This is a genomic window from Streptomyces sp. NPDC100445 (assembly GCF_044759735.1).
GTDB lineage: Bacteria > Actinomycetota > Actinomycetes > Streptomycetales > Streptomycetaceae > Streptomyces.
This window is the reverse complement of record NZ_JBIVZV010000014.1, coordinates 138,028-154,299: the sequence shown is the minus strand read 5'-3', so window position 1 is coordinate 154,299 and position 16,272 is coordinate 138,028. Positions and strand designations below refer to the sequence as shown.

The 16,272-nt window shown below is 71.9% G+C and carries 16 protein-coding genes; 8 read left to right on the top strand and 8 right to left on the bottom strand.

Going from position 1 to position 16,272, the window contains the following annotated elements; genetic code table 11:
- Positions 1–74 precede the first annotated feature (74 nt).
- Positions 75–2,420 (bottom strand): transglycosylase domain-containing protein, encoded by a 2,346-nt coding sequence (locus ACIQVT_RS29520; protein ID WP_403760677.1) that lies wholly within the window; start codon positions 2,418–2,420, stop codon positions 75–77.
- 491 nt (positions 2,421–2,911) lie between these two features.
- Between ACIQVT_RS29520 and wblA the strand changes: the two genes are divergently transcribed.
- A complete protein-coding gene (gene wblA, locus ACIQVT_RS29515; protein WP_403761046.1) occupies positions 2,912–3,250 on the top strand; it encodes a transcriptional regulator WblA in 339 nt (112 codons plus the stop codon).
- Between the two features lie 334 nt (positions 3,251–3,584).
- Here the strand turns inward: wblA and ACIQVT_RS29510 are convergent, their stop codons facing one another.
- Positions 3,585–4,952: an ArsA family ATPase gene (locus ACIQVT_RS29510; RefSeq protein ID WP_403760674.1), complete on the bottom strand. Its 1,368-nt coding sequence runs from the start codon at positions 4,950–4,952 to the stop codon at positions 3,585–3,587.
- Positions 4,949–5,926 (bottom strand): ArsA family ATPase, encoded by a 978-nt coding sequence (locus ACIQVT_RS29505; protein ID WP_403760671.1) that lies wholly within the window; start codon positions 5,924–5,926, stop codon positions 4,949–4,951. The genes ACIQVT_RS29510 and ACIQVT_RS29505 overlap by 4 nt, the downstream gene beginning before the upstream one ends.
- A 94-nt stretch (positions 5,927–6,020) precedes the next feature.
- Here ACIQVT_RS29505 and ACIQVT_RS29500 point away from each other — a divergent pair, with 94 nt between their 5' ends.
- From ACIQVT_RS29500 to ACIQVT_RS29485, 4 genes are all read left to right on the top strand, one after another.
- Positions 6,021–6,182, top strand: a complete 162-nt coding sequence (locus tag ACIQVT_RS29500) for a DUF4177 domain-containing protein (protein ID WP_003975360.1) — start codon at positions 6,021–6,023, stop codon at positions 6,180–6,182.
- Positions 6,179–6,643, top strand: coding sequence for a RidA family protein (locus ACIQVT_RS29495; RefSeq protein ID WP_403760668.1), 465 nt, complete (start codon positions 6,179–6,181; stop codon positions 6,641–6,643). Before ACIQVT_RS29500 ends, ACIQVT_RS29495 begins: the two co-directional genes overlap by 4 nt.
- Before the next feature lie 67 nt (positions 6,644–6,710).
- On the top strand, positions 6,711–7,757 hold the full coding sequence (locus tag ACIQVT_RS29490) for an NUDIX hydrolase (RefSeq protein WP_403760664.1): 1,047 nt from the start codon (positions 6,711–6,713) through the stop codon (positions 7,755–7,757).
- Positions 7,754–8,584: an MBL fold metallo-hydrolase gene (locus ACIQVT_RS29485; protein WP_403760661.1), complete on the top strand. Its 831-nt coding sequence runs from the start codon at positions 7,754–7,756 to the stop codon at positions 8,582–8,584. Before ACIQVT_RS29490 ends, ACIQVT_RS29485 begins: the two co-directional genes overlap by 4 nt.
- A gap of 67 nt (positions 8,585–8,651) precedes the next feature.
- Here the strand turns inward: ACIQVT_RS29485 and ACIQVT_RS29480 are convergent, their stop codons facing one another.
- Positions 8,652–9,326 carry a Crp/Fnr family transcriptional regulator gene (locus tag ACIQVT_RS29480; protein WP_030734182.1) on the bottom strand — a complete coding sequence of 225 codons (675 nt, stop codon included), beginning with the start codon at positions 9,324–9,326 and terminating at the stop codon, positions 8,652–8,654.
- Positions 9,327–9,600: 274 nt separating this feature from the next.
- Between ACIQVT_RS29480 and nth the strand changes: the two genes are divergently transcribed.
- The 3 genes from nth (at position 9,601) to ACIQVT_RS29465 (ending at position 12,698) form a co-directional block, all read left to right on the top strand.
- Positions 9,601–10,632 (top strand): endonuclease III, encoded by a 1,032-nt coding sequence (gene nth, locus ACIQVT_RS29475; protein ID WP_403760657.1) that lies wholly within the window; start codon positions 9,601–9,603, stop codon positions 10,630–10,632.
- Positions 10,633–10,686: 54 nt separating this feature from the next.
- Positions 10,687–11,382: an NUDIX hydrolase gene (locus ACIQVT_RS29470; RefSeq protein ID WP_403760654.1), complete on the top strand. Its 696-nt coding sequence runs from the start codon at positions 10,687–10,689 to the stop codon at positions 11,380–11,382.
- A 116-nt stretch (positions 11,383–11,498) separates the two neighbouring features.
- Positions 11,499–12,698, top strand: coding sequence for a MarP family serine protease (locus tag ACIQVT_RS29465; RefSeq protein WP_403760651.1), 1,200 nt, complete (start codon positions 11,499–11,501; stop codon positions 12,696–12,698).
- Positions 12,699–12,713: 15 nt separating this feature from the next.
- Here the strand turns inward: ACIQVT_RS29465 and ACIQVT_RS29460 are convergent, their stop codons facing one another.
- The 4 genes from ACIQVT_RS29460 to nhaA all read right to left on the bottom strand — a co-directional run bounded on the left by ACIQVT_RS29460 (position 12,714) and on the right by nhaA (position 16,054).
- Positions 12,714–12,893, bottom strand: a complete 180-nt coding sequence (locus ACIQVT_RS29460; protein WP_403760648.1) for a hypothetical protein — start codon at positions 12,891–12,893, stop codon at positions 12,714–12,716.
- Between the two features lie 160 nt (positions 12,894–13,053).
- On the bottom strand, positions 13,054–13,977 hold the full coding sequence (locus ACIQVT_RS29455) for an alpha/beta fold hydrolase (protein WP_403760646.1): 924 nt from the start codon (positions 13,975–13,977) through the stop codon (positions 13,054–13,056).
- Positions 13,974–14,462, bottom strand: a complete 489-nt coding sequence (locus tag ACIQVT_RS29450) for a phage holin family protein (RefSeq protein ID WP_403760643.1) — start codon at positions 14,460–14,462, stop codon at positions 13,974–13,976. Before ACIQVT_RS29450 ends, ACIQVT_RS29455 begins: the two co-directional genes overlap by 4 nt.
- 146 nt (positions 14,463–14,608) lie before the next feature.
- Positions 14,609–16,054, bottom strand: coding sequence for a Na+/H+ antiporter NhaA (nhaA, locus tag ACIQVT_RS29445; RefSeq protein ID WP_403760640.1), 1,446 nt, complete (start codon positions 16,052–16,054; stop codon positions 14,609–14,611).
- Positions 16,055–16,272: the final 218 nt, after the last annotated feature.

The window sequence follows — 16,272 nt, the reverse complement described above, 5'->3', positions numbered from 1 at the left end:
CGTGACACACGTGGAAGACCGCGAGGCCGCACCCGGGACTCCGGGTGCGGCCTCGCGGTCATGTCACGCCGTGATCACCCCCGGTGGCGGCCGCCGTGGCCGCCCGCCCCGCCGTTGCCCTGGCCCTGGATGAAGTTGCCGGGGAGGGAGAACGTCGGCGTCGGCAGGGTGCCGCCGATTCCGCCGGTGCCCTGGTCACCCGTGGCTCCGCCGGTCGTGTCCCCGTCGGTCAGACCGCCGATCAGCCCGCCGGTCACCTGCCCCGTCGCGGTCCCGTTGTCCCCGTTGTGGCCGTCGTCCGTCCCCCCGTCCCCTTTTCCCTCATCACCCCCGTCGTGGGCGGGGTCGGGAATGTCGATCAGGTGGAAGTCCGGTGCGGGCTTGCCCTCCAGGGCGCCGGACATCATGTCGCGCCAGATCGGTCCGGGGACCTCACCGCCGTAGACCTTGGCGTGCGGGACACCGCCGATGGTGATGTCGACCATCCGGCGCTTGTGCTGCGGGTCGCCGACCCAGACCGCGCCCGCCATGTTCGGGGTGTAGCCGACGAACCAGGCCGCGTACCGCTCGTCCGTCGTACCCGTCTTGCCCGCGCTCGGGCGGCTGCCGAGGCCGGCCTCCTGGCCCGTGCCGTCCTCGACGACGCCCTTCAGGAGCGTGCTGACCGTGTCGGCGGTGTTCTCCGACATCGCACGCGAGCACGTCGACTTCGGCACCTCCAGGGACTTCTGCTCGCTGCCCGCCTTCTGGGTGACCGAGGCGATGGCGACCGGCGTGCAGTACATCCCGCGGGCGGCGAAGGTGGCGTACGCGTTCGCCATCGTCAGCGGGGACATCTCCTGGGTGCCGAGCGCGATGGAGGGCGCCTGCTGGACCTTGCGGCCGTCCGCGCGCTGCACACCCATCCGGTGCGCCATGTCGATCACCGGGCAGATGCCGATGTCACTGATCAGCTGCACGTAGTAGGTGTTGACCGACTTCGCGGTCGCCTCCTTCATGCCGTACGGGCCGTGCTCCGACTCGTTCTCGTTGGTCAGCTTCGTCGGCCGGTTCGGGTCGTCGTGCCAGGTCTTGCCGCCGCACGCGGCGACCGGGCTGGGGTAGGCCATCTCGTACGGCGACGAGTACTCCTGCGTGGGCTGCTTGCCGCCCTCGATGGCCGCCGCCGCGACGATCGGCTTGAACGTGGAACCGGGCTGGTAGCCGGCGCCGCCGCCCATGTCCTGGTTGACGGAGAGGTTGATCGTCGTCTCGTGGTTCTTGGTGTTGACGCCGTACGGCCGGGACTGGCCCATCGCGAGGATCTTGCCGGTGCCGGGCTCCACGACGGTCGCGGCGGTGGCCACGGAGTCGCTCTCGTAGACGTGGTCCTTGAGGGACGCCTGCACGGAGCGCTGGGCCTGCGGGTCGAGCGTCGTACGGATCGTCAGGCCGCCCCGGTTCCACAGCTTGGACCGGTCTTCCCTGGTCCTGCCGAAGGTCTTGTCGGTGAGGAGGATCTGGCGAACGTAGTCGCAGAAGAACCCGGCGCCCTTCACGGCGGTGATGCAGCCGTTCTTGGGGTGGCTGGGGTCGAGTTCGATCGGCTTCTCCTTGGCGTCGTCGGCCTCCTTCTGGGAGATGTCACCGACTTCCGCCATGCGCTGGAGGACGATGTTGCGCCGCTTGGTGGCCTCGGCCTCGTCGTTCACCGGGTCGTAGCGGCTCGGCGACTGCACGATGCCGGCCAGGAGGGCGGACTCCTGGAGGTTGAGGTCCTTGGCGTGCTTGGAGAAGTAGCGCTGGGCGGCGGCCTCGACCCCGTAGGCCTGCTCACCGAAGAAGGTGATGTTCAGGTAGTTCTCGAGGATCTTCTTCTTGCCGAGCTTGTCCTCGATCTGGATGGCGTACTTCAGCTCGCGGATCTTGCGGCCGAGGGTCTGCTGGGTGGCCTCGGCGACCTTCGTCGGGTCGTCGCCGGCCTCCTCGATGAAGTAGTTCTTCACCAGCTGCTGGGTGAGCGTGGAGGCGCCCTGGGCGACCCCGCCGCTCCGGGCGTTCTTGTTCAGGGCGCGCAGCACACCTTTGAGGTCGACCGCGCCGTGCTGGTAGAAACGCGAGTCCTCGATGGCGACGATCGCCTTCTGCATGTACGGCGAGATGTCCTTGAGGTCGACCACCGTACGGTCGCGGGAGTAGACGGTCGCGATCTGTCTGCCGCGGTCGTCCAGGATGGTGGTGCGCTGACTGAGCTGGGGACTCTTGAGGTTGGCCGGGATCTCGTCGAAGCTCTTCACCGATCCCTTGGCCGCGAGGCCCAGCGCGCCGGCCGCGGGCAGCGCGATGCCCGCCAGCACGGCTCCGGCGAGCACACTGACACCGAGGAACTTGGCGGCCTGCTGCGTTGGCGACAGACCGCCACCCGAGCGCTTCTTTGGCATGGGGGCAGCCTAATCCGTACGGTTGAGCGTTCCTAAGGAGCGACCGTGTCATGGCGCGGAAAGCGGGATGCCCGCGTTCCCGTTCGCCGGACACGCCCACAGGCATTGGCCTAAGCTGCTCTCGACTGTCACGGCGATGCGGTCACGTACGTACTACGTCCGGCGACCCCGAATCGCTCCGGCCGTAGCCCGGAAGAACCGGGGCGCGCGCCCGTTCTGCGGGGCACACGCGCCCGGAATCGCCTCGTGTGTCACCCGGTGCCCGATGTGGCGCACCGCGGCTGTCCCGGTTCGCCGGGATGGTCGCGCTTGTCGCCGGCTCACTCCCGCGGGTGATCTGCCGCTTACCCATAGTCCGTTCGGGCCATCCAAGATTGGGCCCGAAGGGGGTGTTGCGCTGTGTCGACCTTCCGTAACGTCCTCAACTGGCGGCGGTGAATATGCCGCTGCCGCCGTGGGGGAGCCTCGATTCGGGAGAGGACGGCGCCGGTATGGGCTGGGTAACCGACTGGAGTGCGCAGGCTGCCTGCCGCACTACTGATCCGGATGAACTGTTCGTTCAGGGAGCAGCGCAGAACAGGGCCAAGGCGGTGTGCACCGGATGCCCGGTGCGTACCGAGTGCCTGGCCGACGCGCTGGACAACCGCGTGGAGTTCGGTGTGTGGGGAGGCATGACGGAGCGGGAGCGCCGCGCACTGCTGCGCCGGCGGCCCACCGTGACCTCCTGGCGCAGGCTGCTGGAGACCGCACGCTCGGAATACGAGCGGGGCGTCGGGATCGTGTCGCTCGACAGCGACGAGGTCTACGAGAACTACGCGGCGGTGAGCTGACGGCATACCCCGGGAGCACCCTAGGAGCGCACCGGCGCACCGTTCCGGCAGACCCCCCACGGCAACGCCCGTACGCCCGCGTCCGCCCGCGCCGCAGCGCGCCACGTCCACCGCGTACGGAGTGACACTCGTCGCGTACGGAGCGACACCCGTCTCGTGCGGCGCCCGCGTCCACCCGCGTGCGGCGCCCGTGCGTACGGTGCTCGCGGCCGTCGCACGCGTGCCGGTGACCCCGGTGCCACGCCGACGACGACCGCCGCTCGCTCCGCCGGACCGGCCGATGCGCCGGTGACCGCCGCTCACCCGCGCGTGGCGCGGACGCGGCGGCTCCGCCCTACGGGTGTTCCGGCGGCCGCCCGGCCGCCAGCAGGTCGCCGATGTCGCGCAGGCCCGTGAGGTCGTGGACGTCGCCCGGGAGGGCGGGTACCTCGACCACCGCCACCTCGGGGTGGCGGGCGGCGAACCGGTCACGCGTGCGCTGCTCGCGCGCGAGCAACTGCATGCGCTCGGCGTGCAGTCTCAGCAGGGCCGCGGTGAGCCGGTCGACGGAGCTTTCCGCGTCGGCGGGGATGCCTTCCTCGGCGGCAGCGGCTGGGGCGGCGACTGCGGTCTCGGATGCGGGAGAGGGTGAACTGCCGTGCGGGTCGGGAGAGTTACGAAGTCCAGCTTTCCCGCCCCCCTGATCCACAATGCCGACGTCCTCAAGATTTTCGGCGGCGGCGAGCGCCCGTTCGGCCGACAGTCCGCCGGCCCCGCTGCCGTGGACCCGGTTGAGCACCAGGCCGACCAGCGGCATGCGCTCCGCGGCCAGCCGCTCCACGAAGTACGCGGCCTCACGCAGCGCGTCCCGCTCCGGGGCCGCCACCACCAGGAACGCGGTGCCGGGTGCCTGGAGCAGCTTGTAGGTGGCGTCCGCGCGCGTACGGAACCCGCCGAAGGTGGTGTCCATGGCGGCCACGAAGGTCTGGACGTCCTTCAGGAGCTGGCCGCCCAGCAGCTTGCCCAGCGTGCCGGTCATCATCGACATGCCGACGTTCAGGAACTTCATGCCCGCGCGTCCGCCCAGCTTGGCGGGCGCGGTCAGCAGGCGGATGAGGCGGCCGTCCAGGAAGGAGCCCAGCCGCTTGGGCGCGTCCAGGAAGTCCAGCGCCGAACGGGACGGCGGGGTGTCCACGACGATCAGGTCCCACTCCTCCCTCGCCCGCAGCTGGCCCAGCTTCTCCATCGCCATGTACTCCTGCGTGCCCGCGAAGCCCGCCGAGAGCGACTGGTAGAAGGGGTTCGCCAGGATCGCGGCGGCCCGCTCGGAGTCCGCGTGCGCCTCCACGACCTCGTCGAAGGTGCGCTTCATGTCGAGCATCATGGCGTGCAGCTCGCCGTCACCCTCCGTGCCCTTCACCCGGCGGGGCACGTTGTCGAGCGAGTCGATGCCCATCGACTGGGCCAGCCGCCTGGCCGGGTCGATGGTCAGGACGACCACCTTGCGGCCCCGCTCGGCGGCCCGGAGGCCGAGGGCCGCCGCGGTCGTCGTCTTGCCCACTCCGCCCGAGCCGCAGCACACGACGATCCGGGTGTTCGGGTCGTCCAGCAGCGGATCGACGTCCAGCACGCGCGCGCGGGAGAGCCGGCGGCCGGTGTCCGCCGCCCCGGAGTCGTCCAGCGCCTCGGAGGCCTCCCGCGCCTCGGCCGGGTCCGCACTCATGACAACCCCTGCTTCCGCAGCTCGGTGGCGAGCTCGTACAGACCCGCCAGGTCCATTCCCTCGGTGAGCAGCGGCAGTTCGCCCAGCGGCAGCCCCAGCTCGCCGAGGACCGCGCGCTGCTCCTCCTCCAGCGCGTGCCGCTCGGCGTACTCCGCGGCCTGGGCCAGCAGCGGGTCCACCAGCCGCTCGGCGTTCCCGCCCCGCCGGGCCCCGCCCAGACCGGCGGCCGAGAGCGCCCGCGCGACCGATGAACGCTCCACGCCCCGTACGAGTTCCAGCTCGTCCGCGTCGAGCACCCGCGGCCGGACCATGTTCACGATGACCCGGCCCACCGGGAGCCCCGCGGCGCGGAGTTCGGAGATGCCGTCGGCGGTCTCCTGGACCGGCATCTCCTCCAGCAGCGTCACCAGGTGCACCGCCGTGTCCGGCGACTTGAGCACCCTCATCACCGCCTGCGCCTGGTTGTGTATGGGGCCGATCCTGGCGAGCCCCGCGACCTCGTCGTTGACGTTCAGGAACCGGGTGATGCGGCCGGTCGGCGGCGCGTCCATGACGACGTGGTCGTAGACGAACCGTCCGCTCCTGTCCTTGCGGCGCACCGCCTCGCACGCCTTGCCGGTCAGCAGGACGTCCCTGATGCCGGGGGCGATGGTGGTGGCGAAATCTATGGCGCCGAGTTTCTTCAGGGCCCGGCCCGCCCCGCCCAGTTTGTAGAACATCTGGAGGTAGTCCAGAAGGGCCAGTTCCGGGTCTATGGCGAGGGCGTGCACCTCCCCGCCGCCCGGTGCGACCGCGATCTTGCGCTCCTCATAGGGCAACGCCTCCGTCTCGAAGAGCTGTGCGATGCCCTGCCGGCCCTCGACCTCCACGAGAAGCGTCCGCTTCCCCTCGGTCGCGAGGGCCAGCGCGAGGGCTGCGGCGACCGTCGTCTTTCCGGTCCCGCCCTTGCCGCTGACGACCTGGAGCCTGCTCACGTCATCGAGCCTAACCAGTCCGGCCGACAAGCACGCGGGAGGCTGTGGACAACGGGGGTCCGGACCCCTCCGGCACAGCGGCTACAGTCGGCCCATGACCAAGTGGGAATACGCAACCGTGCCGCTGCTCGTCCATGCCACGAAGCAGATCCTGGACACCTGGGGCGAGGACGGCTGGGAGCTCGTCCAGGTCGTGCCCGGGCCCAACAATCCCGAGCAGCTCGTGGCCTACCTGAAGCGGGAGAAGCAGGCGTGAGCGCGGTCGAGGCCAGGCTGGCCGAACTGGGACTGACCCTGCCGGACGTCGTACCGCCGCTGGCCGCGTACCAGCCGGCCGTGGTCTCCGGTGCGTACGTGTACACCGCCGGCCAGCTGCCGATGGTCCAGGGCAAGCTGCCGGTCACCGGCAAGGTGGGTGCCGAGGTCACGCCGGAGGAGGCCAAGGAGCTGGCCCGCACGTGCGCGCTGAACGCCCTGGCCGCCGTGAAGTCCGTCGCCGGTGACCTGGACCGCATCGCGCGCGTGGTGAAGGTCGTCGGCTTCGTCGCCTCGGCGGCCGACTTCACCGGGCAGCCCGGTGTCGTCAACGGTGCCAGCGAGCTGCTCGGCGAGGTCCTCGGCGACAAGGGCGTGCACGCCCGCAGCGCGGTCGGTGTCACGGTGCTGCCGCTGGACGCGCCGGTCGAGGTCGAGATCCAGGTCGAACTGGCCCAGTGATCCGCCCGGGGCGCCACTGACCTCGGTACCTCTCGAACATTCGCCCTACACGGGATAGCCTCCGGCCATGGCGAACGGTCAGTGGTACCCCCCGGAGTGGCCGGACCGCATCCGCGCCCTCGCGGACGGCACTCTCACCCCGGTGTCCCCCCGGCGCGCGGCCACCGTGCTGCTGCTGCGGGACACCGTCGCCGGTCCGGCCGTCCACATGCTGCGCAGACGCGCCTCCATGGCCTTCGCCGGGGGCGCGTACGCGTATCCCGGCGGCGGTGTCGACCCGCGCGACGACGACCGCCGGGTCCGCTGGGCGGGGCCCGCGCGCGCGTGGTGGGCGCGGCGGCTCGGCGTCGACGAGGCGGGCGCCCAGGCCATCGTGTGCGCGGCGGTCCGGGAGACGTTCGAGGAGGCCGGCGTGCTCCTCGCCGGGCCCGGCGAGGACTCGGTCGTCGGTGACACCACCGGTGACGACTGGGAGGCCGACCGCGCCGCCCTGGTCGCGCGCGAGCTGTCCTTCGCGGAGTTCCTCGACCGGCGCGGTCTGGTGCTGCGCTCGGACCTGCTGGGCGCCTGGACCCGCTGGATCACCCCGGAGTTCGAGGCCCGCCGCTACGACACCTGGTTCTTCGTGGCCGTCCTCCCCGAGGGCCAGCGCACCCGGAACGCCTCCACGGAGGCCGACCGCACGGTGTGGATCCGCCCGGAGGAGGCCGCCGCCGGGTACGACAGGGGCGAGCTGCTCATGATGCCGCCCACCATCGCCACGCTGCGCCAGCTGCTGCCGTACGCCACCGCTGCCGAGGCGCTGGCCGCCGCTCCCGGGCGCGACATGACCCCGGTCCTGGCCCGGGCCCGCCTGCGGGACGGCGAGATCGTCCTCTCCTGGCCGGGGCACGACGAGTTCACGAAACACGTCCCGGCCGCCGCGACGACGGCTGGGACGGCCGCTCAGGCGGCCGACCCGGCGACGAGTGGCACGCGCGCGCGTCCGACCGTGACGGCCGCCGGCAGCACGACGGCCGGGCGGACCGCCGGCCGGTCCGCTGCACAGAGCGCCGAGGAGGCGGCCGAGCGGGCCGCCGGCACGACCGAGAAGAGCGGTGGAGGCCCCGCATGACCGACGCAGCGGCCCTGCCGGGCCAGCCCCGCGGCGGGGTCCTCTCCGGCCCCGCCACCGAACGCGCCGTCAACGTGCTCGCGCCCAACGCCTCCGCGATGACCCTGGACGGCACGAACACCTGGATCGTCGCCGAGCCCGGCTCCGACCTCGCCGTGGTGATCGACCCGGGCCCGCTGGACGACGGCCATCTACGCAATGTCATGGACACGGCCGAGAAGGCCGGCAGGCGTGTGGCCCTGACCCTGCTCACCCACGGCCACCCCGACCACGCCGAGGGCGCCGTCCGTCTCGCCGAGCTGACCGGTACGCGGGTGCGCGCCCTCGACCCGGCCCTGCGCCTCGGTGACGAGGGCCTGGCGGCCGGTGACGTGATCACCACCGGCGGCCTGGAGCTGCGCGTCGTACCGACCCCGGGGCACACCGCCGACTCGCTGTCCTTCCACCTCCCGGCCGACCGGGCGGTGCTGACCGGGGACACCGTCCTCGGCCGCGGTACGACGATGGTGGCCCACCCGGACGGGCGGCTCGGCGACTACCTGGACTCGCTGCGGCGGCTGCGGTCGCTGACGGTGGACGACGGCGTGCACACCGTCCTGCCGGGCCACGGGCCGGTCCTGGACGACGCCCAGGGCGCCGTCGAGTTCTACCTCGCCCACCGCGCCCACCGGCTCGCGCAGGTGGAGACCGCGGTCGAGAACGGCCACCGCGACCCGGCCGAGGTAGTCGCCCACGTGTACGCCGACGTGGACCGCTCGCTGTGGCCGGCGGCGGAACTGTCGGTACGGGCCCAGCTGGACTACCTCAGCGACCACGGGCTGATCTAGCCCGTACGGCAGCGGGCCCGCCCGCGCGTGCGGGAGGCCCCGGGGCCGTGGGGCGCGGGCCCCGGTGTCAGCGCGACCTCTTGGCCAGCCGCTCGACGTCCAGCAGGATGACCGCCCGCGCCTCCAGGCGCAGCCACCCGCGCTGGGCGAAGTCGGCCAGGGCCTTGTTCACGGTCTCGCGGGAGGCGCCGACCAGCTGGGCCAACTCCTCCTGGGTGAGATCGTGGACGACGTGGATGCCCTCCTCGGACTGCACGCCGAAGCGGCGGGAGAGGTCCAGCAGGGCGCGTGCCACACGGCCGGGGACGTCGGAGAAGACCAGGTCGGACATCGCGTCGTTGGTCTTGCGCAGCCGGCGTGCGACGGCGCGCAGCAGGGCGCCGGCCACCTCGGGGCGGACGTTCAGCCAGGGCTGGAGGTCGCCGTGCCCGAGGCCGAGCAGCTTGACCTCGGTCAGTGCGGTCGCCGTGGCCGTACGGGGGCCGGGGTCGAACAGCGACAGCTCGCCGATCAGCTCACCGGGTCCGACGACGGCGAGCATGTTCTCGCGGCCGTCGGGGGAGGTGCGGTGCAGCTTCACCTTGCCCTCGGTGACGACGTAGAGCCGGTCTCCGGGGTCGCCCTCGTGGAACAGCGAGTCGCCGCGTGCCAGGGTCACCTCGCTCATGGAGGCGCGAAGCTCCGCGGCCTGCTCGTCGTCGAGTGCCGCGAAGAGCGGGTTGCGCCGCAGAACGTCGTCCACGAGTTCTCTCCTTGTCGACCTGCTCAGGGGATCTTGCTCCCCGCGTGCCAGGGGACCGTGTTCCCCGTTTTGCCGGACGGTCCAAACAGTGTGATCTGTCACAAGGATGCCGCACACGTGTGCCGGGGTAAGCGTCAGGGGTCCAATCGGGGGCCGGTTCGCCGGGTCCGGGGTGGATCACGGTGCCGGGCTCTAGGCTGGTCGGGTATCCAAAATGCCGGTGAGAGCACAGGCCAAGGGGGCTGGGCGGGTGGTTGTACGTCGTAATTCCGCTGTGGGCGAACAGATCCCCGAGGAAAGTAATAAAACAGGCAAATCGGCTGAAAAGGTGGTCGCCGTCGCCAAGAAGGCGGCGCCCACCAAGAAGGCTGTCGGGAAGACAGCCGAGGGGGCCGACGAGAAGGACGTCGAGGCCGACGAGAAGGCCGCCGAGAACACCGCGGGCGCCGGAAAACCCGCCAAGGCCGCCAAGAAGCCCGCCAAGAAGGCGTCCGCGGGGCCGGCCGTCCCCGCGGGAGCGGCACCGGCCGGCGGTGAGTCCCGTACCGCCCTGGTCCGCCGCGCCCGCCGCATCAACCGCGAGCTGGCCGAGGTGTACCCGTACGCCCATCCCGAGCTGGACTTCGAGAATCCCTTCCAGCTGCTCGTCGCCACCGTGCTGTCGGCCCAGACCACCGACCTGCGGGTCAACCAGACGACCCCCGCGCTCTTCGCCAGCTACCCCACGCCCGAGGACCTCGCCGCCGCGAACCCGGAGGAGGTCGAGGAGATCCTGCGTCCCTGCGGTTTCTTCCGGGCCAAGACCAGGTCGGTCATAGGGCTCTCCAAGGCCCTCGCCGAGGACTTCGGCGGTGAGGTGCCCGGACGGCTGGAGGACCTGGTCAAGCTGCCCGGCGTCGGCCGCAAGACGGCCTTCGTCGTCCTCGGCAACGCGTTCGGCCGGCCCGGCATCACCGTGGACACGCACTTCCAGCGGCTGGTGCGGCGCTGGCGGTGGACCGACGAGACCGACCCCGAGAAGATCGAGCCCGCCGTCGGCGCGCTCTTCCCGAAGGCCGACTGGACCGACTTGTCCCACCACGTCATCTGGCACGGCCGCCGCATCTGCCACGCCCGCAAGCCCGCCTGCGGCGCCTGCCCCATCGCCCCGCTCTGCCCCGCCTATGGCGAGGGCGAGACCGATCCCGAGAAGGCGAAGAAGCTCCTGAAGTACGAGAAGGGCGGCTTCCCCGGCCAGCGGCTCAACCCGCCGCAGGCCTACCTGGACGCGGGTGGCCGGCCGGCACCGCCGCTGGGGGCCGCGTGACGGAACGATGCCGGGACTCCCGGCGTTTTCAGAGGGCAGAGCGACGGGGGTGCGATGACGAGGACCAGTGACGCGCAGGGCGGCCCGGTGGCGCTCAGCGAGGAAGGGCTGCCGGGCTGGCTGGATCCCGTGGCACGGGCCGCCGAGACGGTCCAGCCGCTCCAGCTGAGCCGCTTCCTGCCGCCGGAGAACGGCTCGGGGCGGCAGTCCGCCGTGCTCATCCTGTTCGGCGAGGGCGAACGCGGCCCCGAACTGTTACTCATGGAGCGCGCGGGTTCGCTGCGCTCGCACGCCGGTCAGCCCTCCTTCCCGGGCGGCGCGCTGGACCCCCAGGACGGCGACCCGCACGGCGACGGGCCCCTGCGGGCCGCGCTGCGCGAGGCCGAGGAGGAGACCGGCCTCGACCCGTCCGGGGTACAGCTCTTCGGCGTGCTGCCCCGGCTGTACATCCCGGTCAGCGGCTTCGTGGTGACGCCGGTGCTCGGCTGGTGGCGCGAGCCCACCCCGGTCGGCGTGGTCGACCCCAACGAGACCGCACGGGTCTTCACCGTGCCCGTGGCGGATCTCACGGATCCCGTCAACCGGGCCACCGCCGTCCACCCCAGCGGCCACCGCGGTCCGGCATTCCTGGTCGAATCGGCCCTCGTGTGGGGCTTCACGGCCGGAGTGATCGACCGCCTGCTGCACTACGCGGGCTGGGAGCGCCCCTGGGACCGGGACAAGCAGGTCCCGCTGGACTGGCGCGCATGACAGGGTGATCCCCGTGCTGTGTCTTCCGGAGACGCCGTGTCCCGCAGCCACCGCGCGGCGTGCCGGACCCCCGGCCGGGCCGCGGGGACCGGAGTGAGTAGGCGAGGCCTGAAGCGGTGAACGTGCTGGACATCCTGTTGCTGGTCGCGGCCGTGTGGTTCGCGGTGGTGGGCTACCGCCAGGGCTTCGTCGTCGGCATCCTGTCGGTGATCGGTTTCCTGGGCGGTGGCCTCGTCGCCGTGTACGCGCTGCCCGTCATCTGGGACGCCGTGACCGAGAAGGCGGACGTCGGCACCACCGCCGCCGTCGTCGCCGTGGTCGTCGTCATCGTCTGCGCCTCCGTCGGCCAGGCGCTGACCACCCACCTCGGCAACAAGCTGCGCCGGCAGATCACCTGGTCGCCGGCGCGCGCCCTGGACGCCACCGGTGGCGCCCTGGTCAACGTCGTGGCGATGCTGCTGGTGGCCTGGCTGATCGGCTCCGCGCTCGCCGGGACGACCCTGCCGACGCTCGGCAAGGAGGTCCGCGGCTCCAAGGTGCTCCTCGGCGTGTCCCGGGCGCTGCCGGCGCAGGCCGACACCTGGTTCGCGGACTTCTCCTCCGTTCTCGCGCAGAACGGCTTCCCGCAGGTCTTCAGCCCGTTCGCCGACGAGCCGATCAAGGACGTGCGGCCGCCGGACCCGGCCCTCGCGCACAGCCGGGTCGCCGCCACCGCCCAGCGTTCCATCGTCAAGGTCACCGGCACGGCGCAGAGCTGCGGCAAGGTCCTGGAGGGCAGCGGTTTCGTGTTCGCCGACCGCCGGGTGATGACCAACGCGCACGTCGTCGGGGGCGTGGACGCACCGACCGTGCAGATAGGCGGCGTGGGCCGCGCGTACGACGCGAAGGTCGTCCTGTACGACTGGAAGCGGGACATCGCCGTCCTCGACGTCCCGGACCTGAGGGCCACCGCGCTGAAGTTCTCCGCCGGGGACGCCTCCGGCGGTGACGGCGCGATCGTCGCGGGCTTCCCGGAGAACGGCGCCTACGACGTGCGCGCCGCGCGCGTGCGCGGGCGCATCACGGCCAACGGCCCGGACATCTACCACCGCGGCACGGTCCGCCGCGACGTCTACTCGCTGTACGCCACCGTCCGCCAGGGCAACTCCGGCGGTCCGCTGCTGACGCCGGACGGCAGGGTGTACGGCGTGGTGTTCGCCAAGTCCCTCGACGACGCGGACACCGGCTACGCCCTCACGGCGGACGAGATCCGGGCCGACATCAGACAGGGTCGTACGGCGAACGAGCAGGTCGGCACGGACAGCTGCGCCCTGTAGGCGGGCGGTGTGAGGTCAGCCGCGCGGATGACGCAGCCGCACCGAGACCCAGCGGGCCCGACGGCGCAGGATGCGCGGGATGCCCACTCGGAGGTCCGCTTCCGCGAGCTGCGCGGTACCTCGCCGGGGCGTGCTCAGGCCGGTGGCCGAGCGGCGGGTGCGGGGTGCGTCACTGTAGTCCTGCGTCCAGCCCATACCCCGACGTGTGCCCCCGCCCGAAGGTCCATAATCGCCTGGGCGCCGCCCAATTGGCCTATGCGGCGGGCATGGGCCGTCCGGGGGACAACTGTTCAGGAAACCGGATACTCCGTGCATCGGTTCTTCACCGGGCGGTCACCGGCCGGACGTCGCCGGCTCAGCGGTCGGGTTCGGGGTCCTTCAGCCAGTTGACCAGCTCGGTGGAGAAGGCCGCCGGGTCCTCCTCGTGCGGGAAGTGCCCCAGGCCGTCGAACAGCCGCCAGCGGTAGGGGGCTTCGACGTACTCACCGGAACCGGCCGCGCTGCGGGTGCGGGCCACCGGGTCCAGCGAGCCGTGCAGGTGCAGGGTCGGCACCCGCACCGGGCGCTTCATCCGCCGGTAGAACTGCACGCCGTCCGGGCGGGCCAGCGAGCGCACCAGCCAGCGGTACGGCTCGATCGAGCAGTGCGCGGTGGACGGGATGCACATGGCCCGCCGGTACGTCTCGACGGCCGCCTCCTCGGGCGACCGGGGCCCGGACCACTCCCGGATCAACCGCCCCGTCAGGGCGGCGTCGTCGGCGGTGAGTTGACGTTCGGGGATCCAGGGTCGCTGGAAGCCCCAGACATAGGAGCCGGCCGCCGTCTGCCGGGCGTCCCGGAGCATCGCCGCGCGCCAGCGCCGCGGGTGCGGCATGGACACCACGGCGAGGCGCCGGACGAGCTTGGGACGCATGGCCGCCGCCGTCCACGCCAGATAGCCGCCGAGGTCGTGGCCGACCAGCGCGGCGTCCGGTTCGCCGAGCGAGCGGATCACGCCGGTGACGTCGAGGGCCAGGTTGGCGGGGTCGTACCCGCGGGGTGTGCGGTCGCTGCCGCCGACGCCCCGCAGGTCCATCGCCACCGCTCGGTAGCCCGCGTCGGCGAGCGCGGTCAGCTGGTGCCGCCATGTCCACCAGAACTGCGGGAAGCCGTGCAGGAGCAGCACCAGGGGGCCGTCGCCGAGTTCGGCGATGTGGAAGCGGGCGCCGTTGGCGGCGACGTCCCTGTGCGTCCAGGAACCTTCGATCCGTACGGCCGAGGGGGCGGCGGGGTCCGTCATGACGATGAGCGTGCCACAGCCTCGATGGCCGCGGGAGCCCGGTCCTCGGGCAGCTCCGGGCGCGGGTGCGGCTTGGCGTTCTGGAGGACGCCGGCCGTCTCCTTCATCGAGGCGGCCGCCTTCTGCGGGCCCTGGCCCTTCTTGGCCTTCTTCGCGAACACCACGCCGATCAGGCCGAGAAGGCCGGCGACCAGCACGTTGGCCAGGAAGGACAGCAGGAAGCAGATCGCCAGGTTCCAGTGGCTCCAGGTGCGGATGCCGTACGCGAGGGCGAAGTTGAGCATCGGCAGGGAGAACACCAGGACCGCGCCGGCCACCGAGAAGGCGCCGCCGCTCACCGCGCCGCGCTTCACGTCCTGCTTCAGCTGGGCCTTGGCCAGTGCGATCTCGTCGTGCACCAGCGCGGACAATTCGGTCGTCGCGGAGGCGAACAGCTGGCCGATGCTGCGTTCGGCGCCGACCGGGCTGCCGTCGGGTGCGCTCATCGCGTTCTCCCTTAGAGGTCTCTCGTGCCGCAAGTGTGCTGTGTCGGGTGGCCGTCGTGTTCGTACGGCCGGGTGCGGCCGTACGTGTCCCCGCGGCCGGCCGCCGTACTCGCCGGGGCCGTCTTGATCTGTACCGTCTCGTCAGATCATGCCGGACGGTCGCCCTCCTCGCCTGCCCCACCCTGTACTTCCGCAAGCCCGTGGCGCGCCTTCGCCGCCCGCTCGGCGGCCAGACGCCGATGCTCGGCGGCCTTGCGCTCGTAGATCCCGGCCATCCGCAGGTGGTACGCCGGGTCGTCCTGCTCGTAGACGTCCGGGATGCCGTCGAGGTCCTCGTCGCGGTCCTCCTCCTCGCACAGCCTGCGGTACCTGGCGTTGCGTATCTTCAGCAGCACCGTCGCCCACGTCGCCGCTATCAGCGATCCGGTGAGGACGGCCGCCTTCACCTCCGCCGTCAGCACCGCGTCGCCGTCGAAGGCCAGCTCGCCGATGAGCAGCGAGACGGTGAACCCGATCCCGGCGAGGGACGCCACCGCGAAGACGTCGGCCCACCGGAGATCCTCGCCGAGCCGGGCCCGGGTGAAGCGGGCGGTCAGCCAGGTCCCCCCGAAGATGCCGACCGTCTTCCCCACGACCAGGCCGAGGACGACCCCGAGCGTCTCCGGTCGGGTGAACACGTCCCGCAGCGCACCGCCGGACACGGGGACACCAGCACTGAACAGGGCGAACAGCGGGACGGCCAGGCCGGCCGACAGTGGTCGCACGAGGTGCTCGATGCGCTCGCCCGGCGAGTGCCGCTCACCTTCGCGGGTGGTGCAGCGCAGCATCAGGCCCATCGCCACGCCGGCGACGGTGGCGTGCACGCCGCTGTTGTACATCAGCGCCCAGATGACGAGCGCGAGCGGGACGTAGACGTACCCGCCGCGGACGCCCTTGCGCAGCAGCACCCAGAAGACCACGAGGCCGGCGACGGCCCCGCCGAGCGCGGCGAAGTTCAGCCGGTCGGTGAAGAAGACCGCGATGATCAGGATCGCGCACAGGTCGTCGACGACCGCGAGGGTCAGCAGGAAGGCGCGCAGGGCGCTGGGCAGCGAGGTGCCGATGACCGCGAGCACGGCGAGCGCGAAGGCGATGTCGGTCGCGGTGGGCACCGCCCAGCCCTGGGTGGTGCCGCCGCCGCTGAGAGTGGTCAGGGTGTAGACGAGCGCGGGTACGGCCATCCCGCACAGCGCGGCCACGACGGGCAGTACGGCCGCCCGGGGATCGCGCAGGTCGCCGGCGACCAGCTCGCGCTTCAGCTCGATGCCGGCGACGAAGAAGAACACCGCGAGCAGACCGTCGGCCGCCCAGTGGGCGACGGAGAGGTGCAGGCCGAGGGCGGCGGGACCGAAGTGGAAGTCGCTCACGCTCTCGTAGCTGTGGCTCCAGGCGGAAATGTTCGCCCAGACCAGTGCCGCGACCGCGGCGAGCAGCAGCAGGACACCGCCGGTGGTCTCCGTGCGCAGCGCCTCCGCCAGGAAGTTCCGCTCGGGCAGGGACAGGCGTCCGAGGGCCTTGCGGGCGGTGTCCGGGGGGCGGGGCGGCGCGGTCACGGAAGACCTCCGAGTCGGTACGACGGTTCCGGCCGCCCGCGGGATCGCCGACGGCCTTGCCGACCAGACTTCCCGGCACGCCCTGGAACAGCCACTTTACCCGACTGTGACATCGAGGGCCCGTGGAGGAACCGAAGCGGTGCGCCCGGTGCCCCAACGGACGCCCCGCCCCAGCCGCACCGCGGTGGAGCGGTACGGAGGCACTCACTCGTTCGGAT

What these genes read in the sequence shown, in the direction of transcription:
- ACIQVT_RS29455 (WP_403760646.1), bottom strand. Translation starts at nt 13,977, where the DNA reads ATGACGGACCCCGCCGCCCCCTCGGCCGTACGGATCGAAGGTTCCTGG.
- ACIQVT_RS29470 (WP_403760654.1), top strand. Translation starts at nt 10,687, where the DNA reads ATGACGAGGACCAGTGACGCGCAGGGCGGCCCGGTGGCGCTCAGCGAG.
- ACIQVT_RS29490 (WP_403760664.1), top strand. Translation starts at nt 6,711, where the DNA reads ATGGCGAACGGTCAGTGGTACCCCCCGGAGTGGCCGGACCGCATCCGC.
- ACIQVT_RS29520 (WP_403760677.1), bottom strand. Translation starts at nt 2,420, where the DNA reads ATGCCAAAGAAGCGCTCGGGTGGCGGTCTGTCGCCAACGCAGCAGGCC.
- ACIQVT_RS29450 (WP_403760643.1), bottom strand. Translation starts at nt 14,462, where the DNA reads ATGAGCGCACCCGACGGCAGCCCGGTCGGCGCCGAACGCAGCATCGGC.
- ACIQVT_RS29510 (WP_403760674.1), bottom strand. Translation starts at nt 4,952, where the DNA reads ATGAGTGCGGACCCGGCCGAGGCGCGGGAGGCCTCCGAGGCGCTGGAC.
- ACIQVT_RS29460 (WP_403760648.1), bottom strand. Translation starts at nt 12,893, where the DNA reads ATGGGCTGGACGCAGGACTACAGTGACGCACCCCGCACCCGCCGCTCG.
- ACIQVT_RS29500 (WP_003975360.1), top strand. Translation starts at nt 6,021, where the DNA reads ATGACCAAGTGGGAATACGCAACCGTGCCGCTGCTCGTCCATGCCACG.
- wblA (WP_403761046.1), top strand. Translation starts at nt 2,912, where the DNA reads ATGGGCTGGGTAACCGACTGGAGTGCGCAGGCTGCCTGCCGCACTACT.
- ACIQVT_RS29485 (WP_403760661.1), top strand. Translation starts at nt 7,754, where the DNA reads ATGACCGACGCAGCGGCCCTGCCGGGCCAGCCCCGCGGCGGGGTCCTC.